Source organism: Pseudoalteromonas sp. P1-13-1a, from assembly GCF_001401875.1.
Taxonomy (GTDB): domain Bacteria; phylum Pseudomonadota; class Gammaproteobacteria; order Enterobacterales; family Alteromonadaceae; genus Pseudoalteromonas.
Map to the genome: position 1 here is coordinate 1 of NZ_LKDV01000020.1, position 23,081 is coordinate 23,081.

19 protein-coding genes and 5 tRNA genes are annotated in these 23,081 nt (G+C 42.0%); 7 read left to right on the forward strand and 17 right to left on the reverse strand.

Going from position 1 to position 23,081, the window contains the following annotated elements:
• Positions 1-252: 252 nt before the first annotated feature.
• From AN391_RS12890 to pspA, 5 genes are all read right to left on the reverse strand, one after another.
• Complete coding sequence (locus AN391_RS12890; RefSeq protein ID WP_055015782.1) at positions 253-1,281, reverse strand: YcjF family protein; 1,029 nt, start codon at positions 1,279-1,281, stop codon at positions 253-255.
• Positions 1,278-2,702: a YcjX family protein gene (locus tag AN391_RS12895; protein ID WP_055015783.1), complete on the reverse strand. Its 1,425-nt coding sequence runs from the start codon at positions 2,700-2,702 to the stop codon at positions 1,278-1,280. The genes AN391_RS12890 and AN391_RS12895 overlap by 4 nt, the downstream gene beginning before the upstream one ends.
• A 57-nt stretch (positions 2,703-2,759) precedes the next feature.
• Positions 2,760-3,161, reverse strand: coding sequence for an envelope stress response membrane protein PspC (pspC, locus tag AN391_RS12900; protein ID WP_055015784.1), 402 nt, complete (start codon positions 3,159-3,161; stop codon positions 2,760-2,762).
• Positions 3,158-3,391 (reverse strand): envelope stress response membrane protein PspB, encoded by a 234-nt coding sequence (gene pspB / locus AN391_RS12905; RefSeq protein ID WP_004586907.1) that lies wholly within the window; start codon positions 3,389-3,391, stop codon positions 3,158-3,160. Before pspB ends, pspC begins: the two co-directional genes overlap by 4 nt.
• A 66-nt stretch (positions 3,392-3,457) precedes the next feature.
• On the reverse strand, positions 3,458-4,117 hold the full coding sequence (pspA, locus tag AN391_RS12910) for a phage shock protein PspA (RefSeq protein WP_004586906.1): 660 nt from the start codon (positions 4,115-4,117) through the stop codon (positions 3,458-3,460).
• Positions 4,118-4,303: 186 nt separating this feature from the next.
• On the opposite strand from pspA, the gene pspF reads away from it, so the two are divergent.
• From pspF to AN391_RS12940, 6 genes are read left to right on the forward strand one after another with little or no spacing between them, the layout of a single operon-like run.
• Positions 4,304-5,368: a phage shock protein operon transcriptional activator gene (pspF, locus tag AN391_RS12915; protein WP_055015785.1), complete on the forward strand. Its 1,065-nt coding sequence runs from the start codon at positions 4,304-4,306 to the stop codon at positions 5,366-5,368.
• A gap of 15 nt (positions 5,369-5,383) precedes the next feature.
• Positions 5,384-6,991, forward strand: coding sequence for an ABC transporter substrate-binding protein (locus tag AN391_RS12920; protein WP_055015786.1), 1,608 nt, complete (start codon positions 5,384-5,386; stop codon positions 6,989-6,991).
• Positions 6,991-8,025, forward strand: coding sequence for an ABC transporter permease subunit (locus tag AN391_RS12925; protein WP_055015787.1), 1,035 nt, complete (start codon positions 6,991-6,993; stop codon positions 8,023-8,025). Before AN391_RS12920 ends, AN391_RS12925 begins: the two co-directional genes overlap by 1 nt.
• Positions 8,012-8,905: an ABC transporter permease subunit gene (locus AN391_RS12930; protein ID WP_055015788.1), complete on the forward strand. Its 894-nt coding sequence runs from the start codon at positions 8,012-8,014 to the stop codon at positions 8,903-8,905. The genes AN391_RS12925 and AN391_RS12930 overlap by 14 nt, the downstream gene beginning before the upstream one ends.
• The gene (locus tag AN391_RS12935) at positions 8,906-9,898 is read left to right on the forward strand and encodes an oligopeptide/dipeptide ABC transporter ATP-binding protein (protein ID WP_055015789.1); all 993 of its coding nucleotides are present in this window, start codon (positions 8,906-8,908) and stop codon (positions 9,896-9,898) included. It abuts the gene before it with no gap.
• Positions 9,898-10,659 (forward strand): ATP-binding cassette domain-containing protein, encoded by a 762-nt coding sequence (locus tag AN391_RS12940; RefSeq protein ID WP_055015790.1) that lies wholly within the window; start codon positions 9,898-9,900, stop codon positions 10,657-10,659. The genes AN391_RS12935 and AN391_RS12940 overlap by 1 nt, the downstream gene beginning before the upstream one ends.
• 65 nt (positions 10,660-10,724) lie before the next feature.
• Here AN391_RS12940 and AN391_RS12945 read toward each other — a convergent pair whose 3' ends face one another.
• From AN391_RS12945 to AN391_RS12995, 11 genes are all read right to left on the reverse strand, one after another.
• Positions 10,725-12,626: a SurA N-terminal domain-containing protein gene (locus AN391_RS12945; protein WP_055015791.1), complete on the reverse strand. Its 1,902-nt coding sequence runs from the start codon at positions 12,624-12,626 to the stop codon at positions 10,725-10,727.
• A 172-nt stretch (positions 12,627-12,798) separates the two neighbouring features.
• A complete protein-coding gene (locus tag AN391_RS12950) occupies positions 12,799-13,098 on the reverse strand; it encodes an HU family DNA-binding protein (protein WP_286247754.1) in 300 nt (99 codons plus the stop codon).
• 183 nt (positions 13,099-13,281) lie between these two features.
• Complete coding sequence (gene lon, locus AN391_RS12955) at positions 13,282-15,642, reverse strand: endopeptidase La (protein ID WP_055015792.1); 2,361 nt, start codon at positions 15,640-15,642, stop codon at positions 13,282-13,284.
• 150 nt (positions 15,643-15,792) lie between these two features.
• Positions 15,793-17,076, reverse strand: coding sequence for an ATP-dependent protease ATP-binding subunit ClpX (gene clpX / locus AN391_RS12960; protein ID WP_004586896.1), 1,284 nt, complete (start codon positions 17,074-17,076; stop codon positions 15,793-15,795).
• Between the two features lie 135 nt (positions 17,077-17,211).
• Complete coding sequence (clpP, locus tag AN391_RS12965) at positions 17,212-17,829, reverse strand: ATP-dependent Clp endopeptidase proteolytic subunit ClpP (protein ID WP_055015793.1); 618 nt, start codon at positions 17,827-17,829, stop codon at positions 17,212-17,214.
• Between the two features lie 163 nt (positions 17,830-17,992).
• Positions 17,993-19,297, reverse strand: coding sequence for a trigger factor (gene tig / locus AN391_RS12970; RefSeq protein WP_055015794.1), 1,305 nt, complete (start codon positions 19,295-19,297; stop codon positions 17,993-17,995).
• Between the two features lie 355 nt (positions 19,298-19,652).
• Positions 19,653-19,729, reverse strand: a tRNA-Pro gene (locus AN391_RS12975).
• Positions 19,730-19,780: 51 nt separating this feature from the next.
• Positions 19,781-19,857: transfer RNA gene (locus AN391_RS12980), tRNA-Pro, on the reverse strand.
• Between the two features lie 15 nt (positions 19,858-19,872).
• Positions 19,873-19,948: transfer RNA gene (locus AN391_RS12985), tRNA-His, on the reverse strand.
• Between the two features lie 24 nt (positions 19,949-19,972).
• A tRNA-Arg gene (locus AN391_RS12990) sits at positions 19,973-20,049 on the reverse strand.
• Positions 20,050-20,103: 54 nt separating this feature from the next.
• Positions 20,104-20,180 (reverse strand) — tRNA-Pro (locus tag AN391_RS12995).
• Positions 20,181-20,521: 341 nt separating this feature from the next.
• Here AN391_RS12995 and folD point away from each other — a divergent pair.
• Positions 20,522-21,376, forward strand: coding sequence for a bifunctional methylenetetrahydrofolate dehydrogenase/methenyltetrahydrofolate cyclohydrolase FolD (gene folD / locus AN391_RS13000; protein ID WP_055015795.1), 855 nt, complete (start codon positions 20,522-20,524; stop codon positions 21,374-21,376).
• Positions 21,377-21,449: 73 nt separating this feature from the next.
• On the opposite strand, the gene cysS is transcribed toward folD, so the two are convergent.
• Positions 21,450-22,829 (reverse strand): cysteine--tRNA ligase, encoded by a 1,380-nt coding sequence (cysS, locus tag AN391_RS13005; protein ID WP_055015796.1) that lies wholly within the window; start codon positions 22,827-22,829, stop codon positions 21,450-21,452.
• Between the last annotated feature and the right edge of the window lie 252 nt (positions 22,830-23,081).

Genomic DNA, 23,081 nt, shown 5'->3' on the forward strand with positions numbered 1-23,081 from the left:
GCGAGGTTTGTAACCTAGTGGGCTCGATAACTGCTCCTGCGTTATTCTAATGACTTACATCCATGTAAGAATAAGTAAAAACCGAGCAACAAAGAGTAAATAGCCCCTAGGAAGAACCCTTTGGGCAGCGCCTGTTTGGCATACATGCTACGTTATCGCCCAATTATGGGGAATAACCACACTACATAGGCTCTGCCTTACCTAAATACCAAACAGACTGCTGCAAGTTTAACCTTAAAAGTTCAACAGACCCTATCGCGTTGGCTCGCCCTTTTTTCGGTTCATAATTTTACTGGCGATACTTTGCACTGTGCCTTTTAACAAGCTGCGTTTATTTTCAAGCCTTGGCAGTGGGCGGCTAAGCTCCATTGCTTTGTAACCAATACGCGCTGTAAAAATACCGGCGCTTACACCTTGTGCAGCGCGCCCAGAAAGCTTGCCTAAAAGCTCAGCACTTAACGCTGTGGCTGCTAAATCAGATACAAGCTCAGCACTGCCTACAAACATCACTTGTTTTATAAGCATACGGTAGAGCTTAATACGGCTTGCGTAACCAAAACCAATGCCATAAATCTTACCAATTTGCTCAATCAACTTAGTACCGCGCCAAAGCACCGCCATCATGTCCACCAGCGCAAGGGGGCTTAGGGCAACAAGCAAGGCTGACTCTGTCGCAAAGCGGTTTATCAGCTTCTTAGCTTGCGTGTCTTGCGTTATAAGTAAGCTATTGGCGTAAAGGGTCATTATTTCTTTATCGCTGTGGTGGCTAGCCACTTGATTTTTAAACGCTTCGAAGTTGTCGAGCTGCTGGTGCTTATTTAGTTTTTCAAGCCAAGGTAATGCGCCGCCTACTTGCTCACTATTTAAGAGTCTGTCGGCTTCATGGCGGTGTAACTGATTGCGCTTTAAACTGCGCAGCATTTTATATTCGCGCCAAAGCATGCGCCCAATTAATAGCACACCGCTTACCACCGCCGTTAAATATACGCTGCCTAAAATAATCGACTGCTGAAATGCAAATACTAACGAATATGCAAACTCAAGCAGTACTAACACTAAAAAGCTTATAGCAAACACCCCTTTAAGCGTTTGCCACTTAGATTTTTTATATACCGGCTCTAGGTCTATTTCTTCATCAAGAAGTTCTTCTTCAGGCTCTTCAATGTAATCACTTTGACCTTGAGTAATTATTTTTGCAGGGGCAAGCGTTGCCTCAACCTGCTCATCAGCTTGGGTATCAATTCGCCTACCCGCCTGAAATGTTTGCTGTGTGTCGTTCATGATAATTTGTCTCCTAACAGGTACTGCATCACATGATCAAGGCGAATATGTTTAAGTTGCTTATCGGGGTTTGGCATAGGTGCGAACGATAAAAACTCAAAGCCCTGCGCTGGCCACTCATTTTTATGAAGCATGCGCTTTGGTGGCTGTGGAGGTAAATAAGTAAGCCAGTCTTGCTCGTTAAGTGGTTTGCCATAAATGCAATCTAACGTTTGGCCTTTATCGGCCACTTGGCGCGGCTGCGTTGCAGCAATTGACGACATGGCCATGGTTTCTATTTGTACGCCGTCAAATTTTAAGTGATTACTTTGCTCATGCACGAGTGAATCCAGCAGCAGTGCTAAGTCTTTATGATGTTTAGCACTGATATGATCTGACTTGTTAGCTGCAAAGAGTATTTTATCTATGTTGGGTTTAAATAAGCGCTTAAAAAAACCCGACTCGCCGTAATTAAAGTGAGCAAGTAATTGGTTTATAACACTACTTTGCTCTTGGAGTGTTTCGTGGCCTTCGTTTAAAGCGCTGAGTACGTCTACCAACACAATTTGGCGGTCAAAGTGTTTAAAGTGCTCATTATAAAATGGCTTAACCACTTCTTTTACATAGGCGTTAAAGCGCTTAATTAAATGCGCTAAGTTAGAGCCAGGCACTACCCCATCACTTTTTATATGCTGTGCATTTACTGGAAAAAACAACAAAAGCGGCGCACCTTGTAAGTCGCCTGGCATAAGCATTCGCCCAGGTTGTAACATGGCAAGCTTAGTATCTTTTTTAAGCCCTACCAGCATACTTTGATAAAGCGCTGCAATGTGCGCAAGTAAGCTTTCATCTACAGGGGCATCTAAATCAAGCTGTTCAAGCGCGTTTATAAATTCAGTAGAGGCGTTTACACGCGGGTACTGCAATAACAGCGGGTATTGTTGCTCGCACCACTGACTATAACTTTGCTCAAGCATGGGTAAATCAAGCAGCCATTCACCTGGGTAGTCAATAATATCTAAATACAGCGTAGATTGCGGCGAAAAATGCCCACGTAACCCTGAGGCACTTTGGTATTTAATGGCCAAACGCAGGGTGTTAATACGCTCGGTTGATGCAGGCCATGTAGGCTCCCCATCACTTGGGAGTAAGGCATTAAGCGCCCGCGGATAGTCAAATGTAGGCACTTTTAACGCCTCTTGCGGTACCACTTTAGTGGCTATGTGGCGGTGCTCTCGCATTACATCAAAAAACGGTAGGTTTTTATCATCACTTTGTGTGGTTAAGTGCTTAACAAGTGCAGTAATAAACGCGGTTTTACCACTACCACTTAGGCCGGTTACGGCCAATTTTACGTGTTGATCTAAACTACGATGAAGGGCTTTTTGGGCTGAACCTTTAATGCTTTTAAAGGTTTTTTTGGCAAATGAAGTGCTACTCATAATGGGCTAGCACTTCATTGATGCTGTTAATCACCGAATAAAGTGCTATTAAATCCTTTAAAGTTTGTTGATTTCACGGCTAACCGTAAACTCGCTTGAAGTAACATGGCGCTCCATATCTTGAAGGCGCGTGTCTATTCGCGCTAAACGCTCTTTTAAGTCTTGCAAAGCGCGGCGCGGTGGCTCGCCTTTTTGCCAAACTTTAAATTTAACCTCTAGCGGATCGTCAGTTTTAGTTGAGCTACTTGCATGTATAGTTGTGGGGTCTTTTTTATCTAAAATAAACCACGCTGCAATATACGCTACCACAAATAATGGGCCACCCGTTAGCAGTACCGCACTAACAAAAATAATGCGAACTAACCATAACTCCATATTAAAGTAGTCACTTAATCCCGCACATACACCGGCAATTTTACCGCGCTGTGGGTCTCTTAATAATTCGCGTTTGGCACTCATACTTTGCGTCTCCATTGTGGTGACTCTTGATCGAGTAATGCTTCAAGAGTTTCTACTCTGTCAGCCATTTTTTCGGCCTTGTGGGCAAGTTCCAATAACTGGCGATGTTCATGCTCACTTAACCCTTGGCTCACTTGCTTTTTGCTCCGGTAATGTAAAATTAACCACAGTGGCGCAACAAAAATCATGAACAAGATAAAAGGTGCAATTAGTATCTCTGGATCAAACATAATCCTCTCCTGACAATCCGTATTCGATGTTTAAGCAGTGGGGCACTTAAAGTACCCCTTTATAAGTTATTTATCAGCTAGCTTCTTTTTAAGTTCGGCAAGCTCATCATCTATCTTTTCATTTTTTTGTAGGTCGGCAATTTCATCAGCAAGCGACTTTTTACCTAAATCGTAAGACTCTATTTGAGATTCTAGTCCATCAATTTTAGTTTCGTAACGCTCAAAGCGATTAAGTGCATCTTCTACCTTAGAGCTATCAAGCGCTTTTTTCACTTCAAGGCGCGACTCAGCCGAACGTTGGCGTAAAATAATTGCTTTTTGACGTGCTTTAGCATCGGCTAGCTTTTCTTGTAGTGTGGTCACCTCTTGTTGAAGTTTCTCAATGTGAGACTCTACATGCTCAAGCTCAGACTCTACTGCCGCCACCGCTTCTGCCGATTTTTGCTTTTCAAGTAATGCTGAACGCGCTAAATCGTCGCGGTCTTTACTCAGTGCAAGTTCTGCTTTGTCTTGCCAGTCGCTTACTTGTGCTTTTAGTGTGTCTACACGACGTACTAATTCTTTTTTCTCAGCCAGTGTTTTAGCTGACGTAGAGCGAACCTCTACCAATGTGTCTTCCATCTCTTGGATAATAAGACGAACCATTTTTTCTGGGTCTTCTGCTTTATCTAAAATGGCATTGATATTAGAATTAACAATGTCTGCAAAACGCGAAAAAATTCCCATAACATTTACCTCTGTAATATAAACTTAGTTGGTCTGCTGTAACTAGTATCAATATGCTTGCCAACTTTTTAAAATCTAAAATACACTTTATTTTCATTAAGTTAAACTAAATATACAAATTCCTTTAGTTATCCCTGATTATGAAATACACTAACTGTTAGCAAAAATGACCAAGAGTTAGGAAAAATGAGCCAATATCGCCAACAGGATAATTTACTCGGCCAATCTGATAGCTTTTTAGCTGTACTTGATCAGGTATCGCAGTTAGCTAATTTAGATAAGCCGGTGCTTATAATTGGCGAACGAGGAACCGGTAAAGAGCTTATAGCCGCCCGTTTGCATTTTTTATCAAAGCGCTGGGATCAAAACTACGTAAAGCTTAACTGTGCAGCCCTTAACGAAAACCTCCTCGAAAGCGAATTATTTGGTCATGAAAGTGGTGCATTTACCGGAGCAAGTAAACGTCACGAAGGCCGATTTGAGCGCGCTAACAGCGGTACTTTATTTTTAGATGAGTTGGCTAATACTTCCGCTATGGTACAAGAAAAGCTTCTTCGTGTTATTGAATACGGCGAATTTGAACGTGTGGGCGGTAAACACACCGTAAAGGTAGATACGCGTTTAGTGTGTGCCACCAACGAAGATTTACCCCACCTTGCTGAGCAGGGCGAATTTAGAAGTGACTTACTTGACCGCTTAGCTTTTGATGTTATTACCCTGCCCCCACTGCGAGAGCGTCAAGACGATATTATGCTACTTGCCGAGCAATTTGCGATGAATATGGCCCGCGATTTAGAATGGGAGTTGTTTAGTGGCTTTACCCGCAGCGCCACCGAAACCCTGCTAAATTACGACTGGCCAGGTAACATTCGGGAGCTTAAAAATGTAGTTGAGCGAAGTTTGTATCGTCATGGTAATGAACATATTCCCGTTCACCAAATTATTTTAGACCCATTTGAAAGCCGGTTTAGGCCCAAAGCGCGTATTAAAGCCCCAATTGCTGCACCAAGTGCATCGCCTGAGCCTATAGTCGTTACTGCGCCTAGTAGTGAAGCAAGTAACACGCGTAGTGCCCCGATTGAGTTTCCTTGTAGCTTAAAAGAGCGCTCTAACGAATTTGAAATAAATATGATTAATAAAGCGCTTGAGCATAGCCAATTTAATCAAAAGAAAACTGCAGAAATCCTCGGTTTAACGTATCATCAATTACGTGGTTATCTTAAAAAATACAATTTATTAGAAGATAAATAGTTAGAGGTTATGCGAGTGCATAAAATACTACTTGTTTTACTAGCCAGCACACTAACCGGTTGCTTTGATAGTAAAGAAGAAATAATTGAAGAAAAAAACCAAGGCCTCGTTTATTGCGCCGAAGCGAACCCTGTATCGTTTAACCCGCAAGTAACAACCACCGGCTCAACGATTGATATTATTGCTAATCAATTGTTTGACCGTCTAATTAGTATTGACCCTGTTACCGCAGATTTTAAAAGCGAGTTGGCTACCGACTGGAAAATTAGCAACGATGGTAAGTCGGTCACTTTTACGCTGCGTAAAGGCGTTAAATTTCATACAACGTCTTATTTTACCCCTACTCGCGACTTTAATGCAGACGATGTTATTTTTACTTTTAGCCGATTGTTTGACGTGTACAACCCGTACCATTTTGTTGGCGATGCAAATTACCCGTATTTTCAAAGTGTGGGGCTAGACCAACTAATTCGTAAAATAGTACGCGTGTCTGACTATCAAGTACGCTTTGAGCTATTTCATCCAGAAAGCAGCTTTTTAACTAATATGGCCACTGACTTTGCCGTGGTACTGTCGCAAGAATACGCCATGCAATTAAAAGCCCGCGATCAAACTAATTTGTTTGATCAGTACCCTATTGGTACAGGCCCTTATATTTACAAAGAATACCGGCGCGATCACTTAGTGCGCTTTTATCGTAACCCACTTTATTGGAAGCACGATGTTGCCCTTGAACAGCTGGTTTACGATATTACGACTAACGGCACTACGCGCATTGCAAAAATGCTGACCAAAGAGTGCGATGTAACCGCGCACCCAAGTAGCGCGCAATTGAGTATCTTAGCGCAGCGAGATGATATAAACGTTGAAAAAGAAACCAACCTTAATATTGGTTATTGGGCCTTTAATACAGAGCGCGCCCCTTTTGATGACATTAGAGTACGCAAAGCCCTTGCACATGCAATTGATATAGACAAAATAATGCAAGCTGTTTATTACGGAAATGGCATACGCGCGCAATCGATTTTACCGCCAACCTCGTGGGGGTTTGAGCCACAAGAAAACATTCCTATGTTTGACCCAGAGCTGGCTAAAAAACTACTTATAGAAGCGGGGTTACCGAATGGCTTTGATATGACCATTTGGGCCATGCCGGTGAGTCGAATTTATAACCCTAATGCCCGCAAAATGGCAGAGCTGATGCAAAGCGATTTACGCAAAATTGGGGTTAACGTAAGTATTGTAGAGTACGAGTGGAATACTTTTATTCAGCGTATAGGTGAGCACCGCCACGATAGCGTATTACTTGGTTGGGCTGCCGATACCCCCGACCCAGATAACTTTTTTAGTCCATTGCTGAGCTGCACCGCCACGTTTAGCGGTAAAAACCCTGCTAACTGGTGTAACCCGCAATTTGACTTATTGCTTACCCAAGCGCTCGACACCACTGATTTAAGTTTACGTAAACAGTATTACGAACAGGTTCAAGCGCTCATTATGGATCAGCTCCCTTTAGTGCCTATTGCTCATGGCATGCGTTTTCAAGCAAATAGTGCCGATGTAGAAGGGATAACTCTTGGCCCATTTGGGGCTATTTCACTCGCAAACGCGAGGAAAAAATAATGATACTTGATTATATATTACGCCGCCTTGGCTTGTTTTTATTCATGATTTTAATGCTCAGCATATTTACCTTTTCGCTGAGCTATTTATTCCCTGGTGATCCGCTTAGTAATTTAAGTGGCATTCCTAGTGGTAATTTTTCTCAACACAGTGAACTTGAAGATAAATACATGTATGACAGTAACTACGTTATGCAGTATTTAGCGTTTTTAGGACGTATATTCCAAGGAGATTGGGGCGTGTCGTTTGCCTCAGGAGATAACGTTTTTCAGCATATTTTAGATTTAATACCCGCAACATTAGAGCTGTGTGTTTATGCTCTTATTGTATCGGTTGTGGTAGGTGTACCAGCAGGCATTTTGGCCTCAGCATACACACGCCGCTGGCCGGATAAGTTAATTAGCTCTACCACCATGATTGGCTACTCTATTCCCGTTTTTTGGTTAGCGCTGTTACTTATTATGATTTTTTCGCTCAAGCTGGGCTGGTTTCCTATGTCGGGTAGAATGGGGTTACTATTTGAAATACCATCTAATACCGGGTTTATATTAATCGATATTATGCTCGCGGGTTTCCCTTACAAAGGTGAGGCTTTTATAGATGCGCTGCATCACTTAACACTACCAACCATAGTACTGGCCATGTTTCCTACCACTGTTTTAGTGCGCTTTACCCGCGACTCTATGCTTAAAGTAATGGATCAAAGCTTTATTAAAACAGCCAGGGCAAAAGGCCTTAATCGTCGTCAGTTAATCATGCATCATGCGCTACGCAATGCATTACTGCCGGTAATAAAACAAATAGGACTGCAATTTAGTACGCTTATTACGCTTGCAATGATAACTGAAGTCATTTTTTCTTGGCCAGGTATAGGCCGTTGGCTAATCGATAGTATTTACCAACGTGACTACCCTGCTATTCAAGGCGGTTTAATGGCGGTCTCTATGTTTGTTATTATTGCCACTATTGTTGCCGAGCTTACATATACTCTGTTCGACCCAATTTCGCGGAATCAGGCACATGGTAAAGTTTAAATTATTTTCTGAAGAGTCGAATAAATCGCCGCTGGCGCGTTTTTGGCGCAAATTTAAAAATAATCATCCTGCGTTAGTGGGATTATGGATCTTTATTGCGTTTGCATTATTAGCAGCCAGTGCGCCCTTTTTAGCACCTTATGGGGTTAACCAGCAACATAGTGATGCATTACTTATACCGCCGTCATGGCGAGAAATGGGTGATGTGCGCTTTATTTTAGGCACCGATGATTTAGGCCGCGATGTGCTCTCGCGCCTAATGAATGGGGCAACCTACACGTTTGGCTTGTCGGTAGTGGCTGCATTTATTACCACCATTATTGGCGTTTTAGTGGGGACGTTTGCAGGTATAAGCCGCGGCCTTCGTTCAAGTTTTTTAAATCATTTACTTGATATCACACTCTCTATTCCTTCTTTGCTATTAGCGATTATTATTATTGCTGTTCTTGGCCCAGGGTTAATGAACACGGTATGGGCAATTATACTGGCGTTGTTACCGCAGTTTATTCACTCTATTCGTAATTTAATTGTTGATGAGCTAAGTAAAGACTATATTACCGCTTTTAGGCTTGATGGCGCCTCTAATTGGCATATATTGTCGCGGGGTATTTTTCCTAATATTTATGAGCATATTGTGGTTATTTTTACCACCGCGCTTTCTACTGCTATTTTAGATATTGCCGCTTTAGGCTTTTTAAAACTAGGTGCACAGCCGCCCACAACCGAATGGGGCGCCATATTGGCCGAGAATTTAGGCCTAATATATTTAGCGCCTTGGACCGTTGCACTACCGGGTGTATTATTATTTTTAGCGGTTTTGTCTACCAATTTAGTAGGTGATGGCCTACGAAAAGTGCTCAAAGCACGTAAGGCTGATTAAATGCAATTACTCGACGTTAGAAATTTAACCATAGAGCTGCGTACCTCTGAAACCGTAATTAGAGCCGTAGACAGAGTCAGCTTTAGCCTAAAAGAAGGTGAAGTACATGGCTTAGTGGGTGAATCAGGTTCAGGTAAAAGCTTAATTGCTAAAGCCATTGTTGGAGTACTTAACGAACGCTGGGACATAACAGCTGATAGAATGCATTGGCGTGGGGTTGATTTAATGCGCTTAACCCCAGAGCAACGCAGAAAAACAGTGAGCCAAGATATTGCCATGATCTACCAAGATCCTAGCCGCTGCCTTGACCCGACCGCTAAAATATTTGACCAAATCGCCGAAACACTGCCTGAAATATCCACCAAAGGCTTTTTTTTAAAGCGCAACAGAGAGCGCAAAGACCGCGTGAAAGCACTGATCCATAAAGTAGGGATTAAAAACCACGACGCGGTGCTTGACAGTTACCCTCACGAGCTCTCTGAAGGTGTGTGCCAAAAGGTAATGATTGCTATGGCCATAGCACGCACTCCTAAGCTACTAATTGCTGATGAGCCTACTACAGCGCTTGAAAGCACCACCCGTGCTCAGGTATTTAGGTTGCTAAAAAGCTTAAATCAATTAAAAAACATGTCTATTTTGATGATTTCTCATGAGCTTGAAGAAATAGCCGACTGGTCACACGGTATTCATGTTTTATATTGTGGGCAAATGGTTGAAGCCGGCCCAACACAGCGTATTTTTCGCCAGCCTCGCCACCCTTACACGCAAGCGTTATTAAAAAGCCTGCCCAATTATGAGCAAGGTTTAGCACATAAAGAGCCCTTTTACGCACTTAAAGGTACTATCCCTACTTTGCAACATTTACCTATAGGGTGCCGATTAGGCCCACGCTGCCCACAAGCACAAAAAGAATGTGTAATTACCCCTGCACTTACTAAGCAGCATGGACATAGCTATGCGTGTCATTTTCCACTTATCAAAGAGGTGAAATAATGCAACCAGTATTGAAAGTGCAAGCGCTTTGTAAAACTTTTAACGTGCGAGCTGGTTTATTTAGTCGCAAAAAATTTGAAGTCCTAAAAAATATTTCATTTTGTGTTGGCAAAGGCGAAACAGTAGCAGTCATTGGTGAAACCGGTGCGGGTAAAAGCACGCTCGCTAAATTACTTGCAGGGGCCGATAATGCCGACAGTGGGCAAATTTTATTAGAAAGTAATATTATTGAAGATGGTGGCGTGCGCGATAACCAATGCCGACATATTCGTATGATTTTTCAAGACTCCGCAGCATCGCTCAATCCAGGACTGACCATAGGTGAAATGCTCGATGATTGTTTACAATATAACACTGACTTTGATGAACCCGCTCGCCAAGAAAAAATAGATGCCACGCTGTCTAAGGTGGGGCTGTTAATTGATCATCAACATTACTATCCACATATGTTCAGTGTAGGCCAATTACAACGTGTAGCGTTGGCGCGAGCACTCATTTTAGACCCTAAAGTGGTTGTGCTTGATGAAGCGCTGTCGGCTTTAGACCCATCTGTTCGTGCGCAAACTGTTAACTTATTGCTTAAGCTGCAAAAAGAAACAGGCTTAACATACGTGCTAATTACCCACCACTTAAGCTTGGTACGGCACATTAGCGACCAACTGGTTGTGCTTGAAAAAGGTCAAGTCGTTGAGTACGGCGCTACAGAAGCCATTTTTAAAGACCCACAATCTAAAGTTACACAACGCTTAATCTGCTGCTAGAAACGGTTCATAAAAAAAGGCGCGTTACTTTGAAAGTCACGCGCCTTTTTTAATATTTAGTGCAATTATTCTGCTGCTTGCTCAACTACAGGTAGGTTAAGCTCAGCTTTAGCCTTTAAAGACTCAATAAACGCTGAGTAGTTTTTGTTAGCTTGCGCAATAGTAATGTTTTGCTGTAGTTGCGGGTCGATATTTGCGGTTGCTTGCGCATCGCTTACCGACTTAAGTGCAACAATGGCCGCATCACCGTTGTTTAAATCAACCACGTCTGTGCTTGGTGCATCAGTAGGACGTGGCATTTTAAACGCTTGCGTTACAATAGCAGGCGAAACCGTGTAGCTTTGACGCGTTAAACTTGCTTCTTCGCGTACAGTTAGGTTTTGCTCACTGGCAACATCGCTTAGTGTTTTACCAGCCTGAACTTGTGCAAATAATTCACGTGCTTTTTCTTTAGCAAGTGTAGATGCTTTTTCGTTAACTAAACGTGTTTTAATCTGCTCGCTTACTTGTGCAAGCGGTTTAGTCGCAGATGGCTCGTATTTATTTACACGGACTACAATAACGTGTTCATCACCTAGCTCAATAACTTCTGAGTTTACTTTATCTTCAAGTAATTCTACTGAGAATAGCTGTGAAATTACCGCAGGTGTATTAAGTGGCTCTGGCAATGCATTGCGTGCAACAAGTGGTGTGGTTTTAACTTCAACGTCTGCCACTTCTGCTGCATCGTCTAAACGGTCAGAAATCTCAAATGCTAAAGCGCCCATTTCTGTTTGCTTTTCGTAAAACGCATCCACTTTTTCAGTTTGCTCAAGCTCTGCACGTAAATCGGCTTTTACCTCGTCATACGCTTTTACTTGCTCTGGCTGTAAGTCAGTAAGTTTAATAATGTGGTAACCAAACTCTGATGCTACAACTTCTGAAATATCGCCTTTGTTTTGAAGTGCAAATGCTGCCTCTTCAAACGCTGGGTCCATTACATCGCGCTCAATCCACTCTAGGTCACCGCCCATTTCGCCACTCACAACATCATCAGATGATGTCTCTGCAAGCTCTGCAAAATCAGCACCTTGTTCTAACTGCTCATGTAATGCATTGGCTTTTTCAAGCGCGGCATCATCATCTTCGCTGTTATCAATTAAAATGTGCGATACACGGCGTTTTTCAGGCTCAATGTATTGCGCTTTATTTTGCTCATAATACGCTTTTACATCGTCTTCGGTTACCGACTCTACGTTAATATCTTCGGCTTTAAGCTCTATGTAATCAACCGATACACGCTCAGGTGACAAAAATTGTGAAGCATTTAGTTCGTAGTAATCAGCAATTTCTTGCTCAGATACGTCTACGTTTGCTTGTAACGCTTCTTTACTTAACACCAAGTAGTCTATGCTACGCGTTTGCTGCTGTAGGGCTGCAGCGCGTTTAAGCTCGTTTTCAAGTGCAAACTCAGTACCAGCAACCGCAGACACTAATTGGCTGCGTGTCATGTCTTTACGTAGGTACTCACGAAAAGCATCTGGTTGAAAGTTCATTTGACGAATTACTTGTAGGTAACGGTCGTTATTAAATTTTTCACCAATTTGAAAGTACGGAAGTTCTAAAATTGTTTTACGTACGCTGTCGTCGCTTACGCGAAGGCCTAAATCTGCCGCTAATTGTGATTGCAATTCTTGTTGTACTAAGCGGTCAATTACACCTTGACGAATTTGCGCCATGTAATTTGGATCTGCACTGATTTGTGCAAAGTATTCGCCAAATTGTTGCTCTAAACGACTACGTTCGTTTTGATAAGCACGATTAAATTCGGTTTGGCTAATTTTAATTCCATTTACTTCAGCAACGGGTTGTTCTGGGGTTTGACCTAAGTAACTACCGATCCCTGCTAAGGCAAAAGATAAAATCACCGCGCCTAAAATTATTTTGGCTACAGGACCCTGTGAGCCCTCTCTGATTTTCTCAAGCATTTGTTTATCTCTTATTGATCAAGGTATTTTACCTTGTCATATGTAAAAAAAGCGTATCTTACCAGATACGCTTTTTCACTTGAAGTAACTGGCGGTGAAGTTACTTAATTCATCGATTAGGATAATTAAGTTTATGTACACTCGCCATAACTAATCTGTATTTAAACAGTGATTAGTTTACTGCGTCTTTCAGCGCTTTACCGGCTTTGAAAGAAGGAATATTTGCCGCAGCGATTTGGATAGTTTCACCAGTTTGTGGGTTACGGCCTGAACGAGCAGCACGCTCGCGTACTGAGAAAGTACCAAAACCTACAAGTGCAACTGAATCGCCATCTTTAAGCGCTCCAGATACAGACTCGATGAATGAATCTAGTGCACGACCTGCAGCCGCTTTAGAAATGTCAGCGTCAGCTGCGATTTGATCGATTAATTGAGATTTATTCACAATATCATCCTCTTTCATTGTTATTATCAAGAGCGATTGTTTTTTAAACTAACATCACTTTTTTGAAAATTTTAGAGCAAACTTTTAATGCTCACATGATTATATTTTTCTTAAGCCTAGGCCCCGTAAGGGCTAGGCTCGAAAACCAGTGCTTAACTTATCATACCGATTAGATTTGAAAAGCCCTTTAAAGCACTTTTTTTGGGTTTTTTATTGGTTTTTCGGTGTTTCGACTGAAAAACTCTCAACAGGGTGCACTAAAGCTAACTTTAATACTTCATCAATCCATGTAACTGGGTGAACATCTAAGCCTGCCAGTACGTTATCTGGGATCTCTTTTAAGTCACGTTCGTTAATTTTAGGAATGATGACTGTTTTAATTCCACCACGGTGTGCAGCAAGTAGTTTCTCTTTTAAACCACCAATAGGCAGTACTTCACCGCGCAGTGTTATTTCACCTGTCATGGCTACATCGGCTTTAACGGGGTTACCTGTTAAGCTCGATACTAAACCCGTTACCATTGCTGCACCGGCACTTGGGCCATCTTTAGGGGTCGCCCCCTCTGGTACATGCACATGAATGTCGCGTTTTTCGTAAAAATCGCTATTAATACGGAACGTATCAGCACGATTTCGAACTACCGTCATGGCCGCTTGTATCGACTCTTGCATTACATCGCCCAGTGAGCCGGTGTAACTTAATTTGCCTTTACCTGGCACAGCCGCACATTCAATGGTCAGTAAGTCGCCGCCTACTTCGGTCCACGCTAAGCCTGTTACTTGGCCAATGCGGTCGCCATCTTCTGCTTTACCGTAGTCGTAGCGCTGTACACCTAAAAACTCTTCTAGGTTATCTTGACTGATAGTGACCGTTTTAGTCTCTTTATCTAATAAGATATTTTTAACAGCTTTACGGCATAGTTTAGAGACTTCGCGCTCTAAATTACGTACACCTGCTTCACGCGTGTAATAACGAATAATACCAATAATTGCACTGTCTTCTATTACTAGTTCAGACGGTTTTAAGCCATTGCGTTTAACTTGCTTAGTAATTAAGTGCTCTTTTGCAATGTTTAGCTTTTCATCTTCGGTGTAACCCGATAAGCGAATAACTTCCATACGGTCTAATAGTGGACCAGGAATATTAAAGCTGTTTGATGTTGCTACAAACATTACATCCGATAAATCGTAGTCTACTTCTAAGTAGTGGTCAGCAAAATGACTGTTTTGCTCCGGATCGAGTACTTCTAATAGTGCTGATGCTGGATCGCCGCGCATATCTGATGACATTTTGTCGATTTCATCTAACAAGAATAATGGGTTTTTAACGCCCACTTTTGTCATGTTTTGAATCAGCTTGCCTGGCATAGAGCCAATGTAAGTACGACGATGGCCACGAATTTCAGCTTCGTCACGTACACCACCTAATGCCATGCGCACATATTTACGACCCGTTGAGCGGGCAATAGACTGTCCTAGCGACGTTTTACCTACACCCGGTGGCCCTACTAAACATAAAATAGGTCCTTTGAGCTTATTGGTGCGTTGTTGCACCGCGAGGTATTCAATTATGCGTTCTTTAACTTTATCTAAGCCGTGGTGGTCGCTATCAAGAATTTTTTGCGCGCCTGCTAAGTCTTTTTTCACTTTAGAGCGTTTTTTCCAAGGTACGTTAATTAACGTATCAATGTATGAGCGCACTACCGTGGCCTCTGCAGACATTGGCGACATCATCTTAAGCTTATTAAGCTCAGCTGATGCTTTTTCTTTTGCTTCTTCTGGCATCCCTGATTCTTCAATTCGCTTTTTAAGCGCTTCAAATTCGTCAGGTACATCATCAAGCTCACCAAGTTCTTTTTGAATGGCTTTCATTTGCTCGTTGAGGTAGTACTCGCGCTGAGACTTTTCCATCTGCTTTTTAACGCGGGTACGAATTTTTTTCTCAACTTGCAATAAGTCTATTTCACCTTCCATTAGTGCCATTAGGTATTCTAAACGCTCTGTAACGCTTGAAATCTCTAACACTTTTTGTTTTTCAGGCACTTTTAAGGGCATATGTGCTGCCATTGTATCGGCAAGGCGAGCTGGCTCATCAATGCCTGACACAGAGGTTAATACCTCAGGCGGAATTTTTTTATTAAGTTTTACATAGCCTTCAAATTGGCTAACAGCGCTTCGAATGAAAATATCTTGTTCTTGCTCATCCACTGAGTCAGATTCGATGAACTGAGCATTCGCTACAAAAAACTCATCGTTATCTACAAATTCTTCAATTTGTGCGCGCTGCGTACCTTCGACTAAAACTTTAACTGTACCGTCTGGTAATTTTAATAACTGAAGTACAGTCGCAATAGTACCGATACGGTAAATATCGTCTTGTTCAGGTTCGTCTACAGTTGCATCTTTTTGTGCAACCAAGAAAATTTGTTTGTCTTTATCCATTGCCGCTTCGAGGCATTTTATTGATTTTTCACGGCCAACAAAAAGCGGGATCACCATGTGCGGATATACCACAACATCGCGCAGTGCTAACACTGGGATTTCGACTCGATCGGTTCTCTCAAGCGTCATTATAGTTTCTCTTCGCACTTCATTTATTTAAAAGATTACTCAAGTATATGGGGATAATCTAATTAAAGTTCAACAAATTTCCCCAACTCGTTCAAATTAATTATAAAAAAAGGAGCCTAAGGCTCCTTTTTTATACAAATAGCTTAAAAACTACTCTGATGCAGCTTTATCTTGATTATTATTTTCATAAATCAAGATTGGGTCAGATTCACCTTTTATCACGGTTTCATCTATAACCACTTTGCTTACGTCATCCATTGATGGAAGTTCATACATGGTATCAAGTAGCACGCCTTCAACAATTGAGCGAAGTCCGCGAGCACCTGTTTTACGTTCCATTGCTTTGTGAGCAATAGCGCTTAGTGCATCGTCACGGAACTCTAACTCAACGTCTTCCATACCAAACAATACAGAGAACTGTTTAGTAATGGCGTTTTTAGGTTCACTTAATATTTGTACAAGTGCCGCTTCATCAAGCTCAGTTAATGTAGCAACAACAGGTAGACGACCAATAAATTCAGGAATTAAGCCGTACTTCACTAAATCTTCTGGCTCTACGTCTTTAAATGTTTCGCTTAAAGAGCGGCTCGACGCTGACTCTTTAACGTTTACACCAAAGCCAATTCCGGTATTTTTGTGGCTACGCTGTTCGATTACTTTATCTAGGCCTGCAAATGCACCACCACAAATAAATAAAATCTTAGAGGTATCAACCTGTAAAAACTCTTGCTGCGGGTGCTTACGACCACCTTGTGGTGGGACTGAGGCAACCGTGCCTTCAATTAGTTTAAGCAGCGCTTGCTGTACGCCCTCACCCGACACGTCACGTGTAATAGATGGGTTATCTGATTTACGCGAAATTTTGTCAATTTCATCAATGTAAACAATACCACGCTGGGCTTTTTCTACGTCGTAATCACATTTTTGTAGTAGTTTTTGAATGATGTTTTCTACATCTTCACCTACATAACCTGCTTCGGTTAATGTAGTTGCATCTGCCATAGTAAACGGTACATCAAGTAAACGCGCAAGTGTTTCTGCCAGTAATGTTTTACCACTACCTGTAGGGCCAATAAGCAAAATGTTACTTTTACCTAGTTCTACTTCTTGCTTTGTAGATTGGTTGCGTAGGCGCTTGTAGTGATTGTATACCGCTACAGACAATACTTTTTTAGCATGGTCTTGACCAATTACGTAGTCATCTAAGTGATTACGAATTTCTTTTGGCACAGGTAGTTTATCAGACGAATTATGCTTAGGAGCAATGTCTTTGATTTCTTCCCTGATAATATCGTTACACAGCTCTACACATTCATCACAAATGTATACTGAAGGACCTGCAATTAATTTACGCACTTCGTGTTGGCTTTTGCCACAAAAAGAGCAGTATAACAATTTATTACTTTTGTCGCCGTCTGTAGGAGTGTCAGACATTCAGCTACCTCTTTTATACGTTGGCTGCCAAATAAGGTTGGCAACTATTTCAAATTCGCTTTTAACTATACCAAAATTTACTGGTTTTCGCATAGTAACTCAAAGTGGCAAGCAATTATTTGCTTGCCTACACGCTTACTTGCTTTCGCGATTTGTAAACACTGAGTCAACCAGGCCGTAATCTACAGCTTGTGATGCACTCATAAAGTTATCACGGTCAGTATCGCGTGAAATAACCTCTAGTGGCTGGCCTGTATGCTCTGCCATTAAGCGGTTAAGTTTGTCTTTAATAGACAGAATTTCTTTTGCGTGTATTTCAAAGTCAGATGCTTGACCTTGGAAACCACCTAACGGCTGGTGGATCATTACACGTGAGTTTGGTAAACAAAAACGCTTACCTTTAGCGCCAGCAGTAAGCAAGAATGCACCCATGCTTGCAGCTTGGCCAACACAAATAGTACTTACATCTGGTTTGATAAAGTTCATTGTATCGTAAATTGCCATACCAGCGGTTACCGAACCACCTGGTGAATTAATATATAAAAAGATATCTTTTTCAGGGTTCTCTGATTCTAAAAATAGCATTTGCGCTAAAATTAGGTTTGCCATGTTGTCTTCAACTTGGCCCGTTAAAAAGATAATTCGCTCTTTTAATAGACGCGAATAAATGTCATACGAGCGCTCACCTTTAGCTGTTTGTTCAACAACCATAGGGACTAATGCATTTAGGGGATCTGTCATACCAGTGTTCATACTTTTTTAATTCCTTATGCGCTTATGCTTTTTCTTACTAAAGGAAGCATAGTTATCATTTTTCGCAAATTATGGGGCACAAACTAAAATGGCCCGGGCACACTGCATAAACAGAGTAACACGAGCCATTTAATCGTTAGCGAGCGCTTAAGTCAATGACTTATTAAGCACCTTGCTGAGGATTCATGATGTCATCAAATGCTTTTTCAACGTCAGACACGTTTGCTTTAGCTAAAATAGCTTCAACAGCTTGCTCTTCCATTGCAACATTACGCATTTGCTGCATAAGTTGATCATTTGATTTGTAGTATTCTACTACTTCAGTTGGATCTTCGTAAGCAGATGCAACTGTAGCAATTAATGCTTCAACTTTTTCATCATCAACTTTGATATCGTTTGCTTTGATCACTTCACCTAGTAATAGGCCAGTTTTAACGCGAGTTACTGCTTGCTCGTGGAACAATTCAGCTGGAAGCTCAGGCATGTTTTTAGCGTCGCCGCCAAAACGTTGAGCTGCTTGCTGACGTAATGCGTCAACTTCTTGATCAACAAGTGCTTTAGGCACTTCGATTTCGTTGTTTTCTAAAAGACCTTTAATTGCTTGGTCTTTCACGTTAGCTTTAACCGCTTGGTCTAGCTCACGTGTCATGTTCTTTTTAACTTCTTCTTTAAGCGCGTCTACACCGCCTTCGGTAACACCGAATTTAGTTGCAAACTCTTCGCTTAATTCAGGTAGCTCTTGTGCTTCAACTTTTTTCACTGTGATAGTGAATTGAGCTGCTTTACCTTTAAGATTTTCAGCGTGGTAATCTTCAGGGAAAGTTACATCAGCAACGACTTCTTCGCCTGCTTTTTTGCCAACGATGTTGTCTTCGAAACCTGGGATCATACGACCTTGGCCAAGTTCAAGTGGGAAGTCTTCAGCTTTGCCGCCTTCAAACTCTTCGCCGTCAATAGTACCTACGAAATCAACTGTTACACGGTCGTTTTCGCCAGCGGCTGCATCAACATCAGCCCAAGAAGCGTGTTGCTTACGAAGTGTTTCTAGCATGTTTGCTAAGTCTTCGTCAGTTACTGTTACAGCTGGTTTTTCTACTGCAATTTTGTCTAAACCTTGAACTTCAATTTCAGGGTATACTTCAAATGTTGCAGTAAATTCTAAATCTTTACCTGCTTCAAGTGATTTTGGTGCAAATGATGGTGCGCCAGCTGGATTAATTTTTTCAGAAACAATTGCTTCAATGTAATTACGCTGCATTACTTCGCCAGCTACTTCTTGACGAACCGCAGGTCCAAAACGCTTGTTAATTACTGAAACTGGTACTTTACCAGCACGGAAGCCATCAATACGCTGCGTTTTTGACAGTTGTTGTAAGCGTTTTTTTACTTCGGTCTCAACGTTCTCTGCAGGAACGGTGATGGTCAGACGGCGCTCAAGGCCTTGAGTCGTCTCAACAGAAACTTGCATGATTTACCTCAATATTCAATTTTGGCGACTGTTCGCCTTCCTTACAAACAAAGTAATCTTCATGAGTCTTGATAAATTTTAAAGCGATTTTTCACTAAAAAGCATCCGTCACTACCATGAGATCCCATTGCTGCTCTGCCCTTCGGGCACTATGTTAAACAATAGACGCAGCATTATAACCTAATAATTATGATAGTCGAGTGTAGGGGGCAATTATTTGGACTAGTTTAGCTACGAACGAGACTAACTGCGTAAAAAACAGACTAACAAGTACGTTAAAGCGATATTTTAGTAGGAAGTAAATAGACGTTATTGCTGAGTGATTACTCGTTTACTTTCTTTAAGGTTAAGAAAGTGGTCGGCGATGCAGGATTTGAACCTGCGACCCCTTGGACCCAAACCAAGTGCGCTACCAAACTGCGCTAATCGCCGATAATTATGTTGAATACTTAAATGTTGAATTTAAAGCCACTTATAAGAAAGTGGTCGGCGATGCAGGATTTGAACCTGCGACCCCTTGGACCCAAACCAAGTGCGCTACCAAACTGCGCTAATCGCCGATACTCGAAGTAAATTGGGGTGACTGATGGGGCTCGAACCCACGACAACCGGAATCACAATCCGGGGCTCTACCAACTGAGCTACAATCACCACGGTATTTACTTTGTTTTCAAATGGCGCACCCGGAAGGATTCGAACCTTCGACCAACGCCTTAGAAGGGCGTTGCTCTATCCAGCTGAGCTACGGGCGCATCGAAAACTTCATAGTTTGCCAGTAAGCTTTTCAATTATAAAAATAAAAGAAGTGGTCGGCGATGCAGGATTTGAACCTGCGACCCCTTGGACCCAAACCAAGTGCGCTACCAAACTGCGCTAATCGCCGATGCTTACGATTGTCTGCGAGTGACCTCGTTGACAACGGGGTGCATAATAGTGATTTGCCTAAGAGAGGTCAAACGTTTTTTGCATAAAATAAATCAATCGGTCATTTTTAGTTCATAATGGTTAAATATTGCAAAATCCAGCTGAAATTTAGACGCTTTTTTTGAAAACACCGGTTTATAACTTAAAAGCACCTTGGCGCTTCGGGCCTTTTCTGCGAAAATAGCCTGCATATTAAAAAAGCATTAATAAAATTAATTTTTTGCATACACCCCACTTTATATGCTGGTGCTTTTAGAATATAAGTATCGAAGTTTATTTAACCCCAATTAAAGGTCCCCCATGACGGCAAACATCATTGATGGTAAGGCAATCGCAAAACAAGTACGTAGTGCAGTGGCTGAGCGCGTAAGCGAGCGCGTTGCAAACGGTTTACGTGCACCTGGTTTAGCAGTAGTACTGGTAGGGCTTGACCCTGCAAGCCAAGTTTACGTTGGCTCTAAGCGCAAAGCGTGTGAAGAAGTAGGATTTATTTCAAAGTCATTTGATTTACCTGCGCAAACCAGCGAAGAAGAACTACTAGCATTAATTGATGAGCTAAATAACGATGGCGAAGTAGATGGTATTTTAGTACAACTACCGCTACCTGAAGGCCTCGATGCAGAAAAGATTTTAGAACGCATTACACCCCATAAAGATGTAGACGGTTTTCACCCGTACAATATTGGCCGCTTAGCGCAACGTATGCCGGCGCTTCGCCCATGTACACCAAAAGGGATTATCACCTTACTTGATTCAACAGGCGTGCGTTACAAGGGAATGCATGCGGTAGTGGTTGGCGCCTCTAATATTGTTGGTCGCCCTATGTCGCTTGAGTTACTACTTGCCGGCTGTACTACAACGGTATGCCATAAATTTACACAAGATTTAGAAACCCATGTTCGCCGTGCAGATTTATTAGTAGTGGCCGTAGGTAAACCTGAATTTATTCCGGGCGATTGGGTAAAAGAAGGCGCGATTGTGATTGATGTAGGTATTAACCGTTTAGATACAGGTAAATTAGTCGGTGATGTTGAGTATAGCATTGCAGAGCAAAAAGCTGATTTTATTACTCCTGTACCAGGTGGTGTTGGGCCAATGACTGTAGCAAGTTTGATTGAAAACACACTTGAAGCATGTGAAAAATACCACAGTTAAGCATTTAACTGATACCAATAAAAAGGGCTGCCAGCTGGCAGCCCTTTTTAGTTTAAAAACTATTTTAACACGTTTACGCTTTACGCCACGTTGTTTTACCGGCTGAGTCTTCAAGCACAACACCGAGTGCATTGAGTGCATCACGTGCTTCATCAGCGGCGGCCCAGTCTTTATTTGCGCGCGCTTCGTTACGTTTTACAATCAGCGCTTCGATAGTGGCTACTTCATCATCATCTTGCCCACCTTGCAAAAACGATTCTGGTGCTTGCTGAGCAACGCCAAGTACTTCGCCTATGCTGCGTAGCACAAATGCTAATTGCCCTGCTTGCTGTGTATCGGTGTCTTTAACACGGTTAAGCTCTTTAGCCAGTTCAAATAAAACCGGTAACGCCTCTGGTGTATTAAAGTCATCGTTCATCGCTTTTCTAAATTTAGCCACGTACTCATTGCTTTCAATGTCGCACGCTAATGGCTCTACACCACGAAGTGCTGTGTAAATACGTTCAAGTGATGAGCGTGCTTGATCTAAATTCTCTTGCGAGTAATTTAGCTGGCTTCGGTAATGCCCTGATATTAAAAAGTAACGAACCGATTCAGCATCATATGTTTTTAATACCTCACGCACAGTAAAAAAGTTGTCTAATGATTTAGACATTTTTTCTTTATTTACTTGTACCATACCGGTGTGGATCCACGTATTTACATACTTACCATTGTTTGCACAGCATGATTGGGCAATTTCGTTTTCATGGTGCGGAAACTGTAAGTCAGAGCCGCCACCGTGAATATCAAAATGCTCGCCTAAATGCTTTGAGCTCATTGCTGAACATTCTATATGCCAACCTGGGCGCCCTTCTCCCCACGGTGATGACCAAGAAGGTTCGCCTGCTTTTGCTTTTTTCCACAATACAAAATCAAGCGGATCGTCTTTATCTTGTGCAACTTCTACGCGAGAGCCTGCTTGGAGCATACTTAAATCTTGTTGCGATAGTGCGCCGTACTGTTCAAACGTAGAAACATCAAAAAGCACGTCGCCGTCGTTTGCTACGTACGCATGGCCTTTTGCAATTAAGCGCTCAACCATTTCGATGATTTCGTCCATATGGTTTGTAACCGTCGGTTCAATATCTGGGCGCAACATGTTTAGGCTATCAAAGTCTTCGTGCATGGCTTTGGTCATACGCAAAGTTAGGTCATTAATTGACTCGCCATTTTCGTTTGCGCGTTTAATTATTTTATCATCTACGTCGGTAATATTACGTACGTATTTTAAGTCGTAACCAAGATGGCGAAGATAGCGGACAATAACATCAAACCCGACAAATGTACGCGCATGACCGATATGACAAAAATCATAAATGGTGATACCACACACGTACATGTCGATTTTGCCTTCGACCATAGGTTTAAACTGCTCTTTTTGTCGCGTGAGTGTGTTGTATATTTGTACCATTTACTTTAAGTCCTTGACTGTTTGCTGAGTTGGCTATGTTAACACTTGAAAAGCCCCCGCTCTAGCGCTTTTTATACCCAAACCTCTTCAATACAGTTGTTTAAGCTGGAATTAAAACCAATTTAGGTTAGGCCTTGATTGTGTGTCAGAGAGGTTCTGTTGTTAAAATTAATAACACTGTAAAAATCGGTTTTAAATCACCCTGTTTATTGCTCAACGGGCTTTTGTTCTGTGCATAGCTACATATTGAGA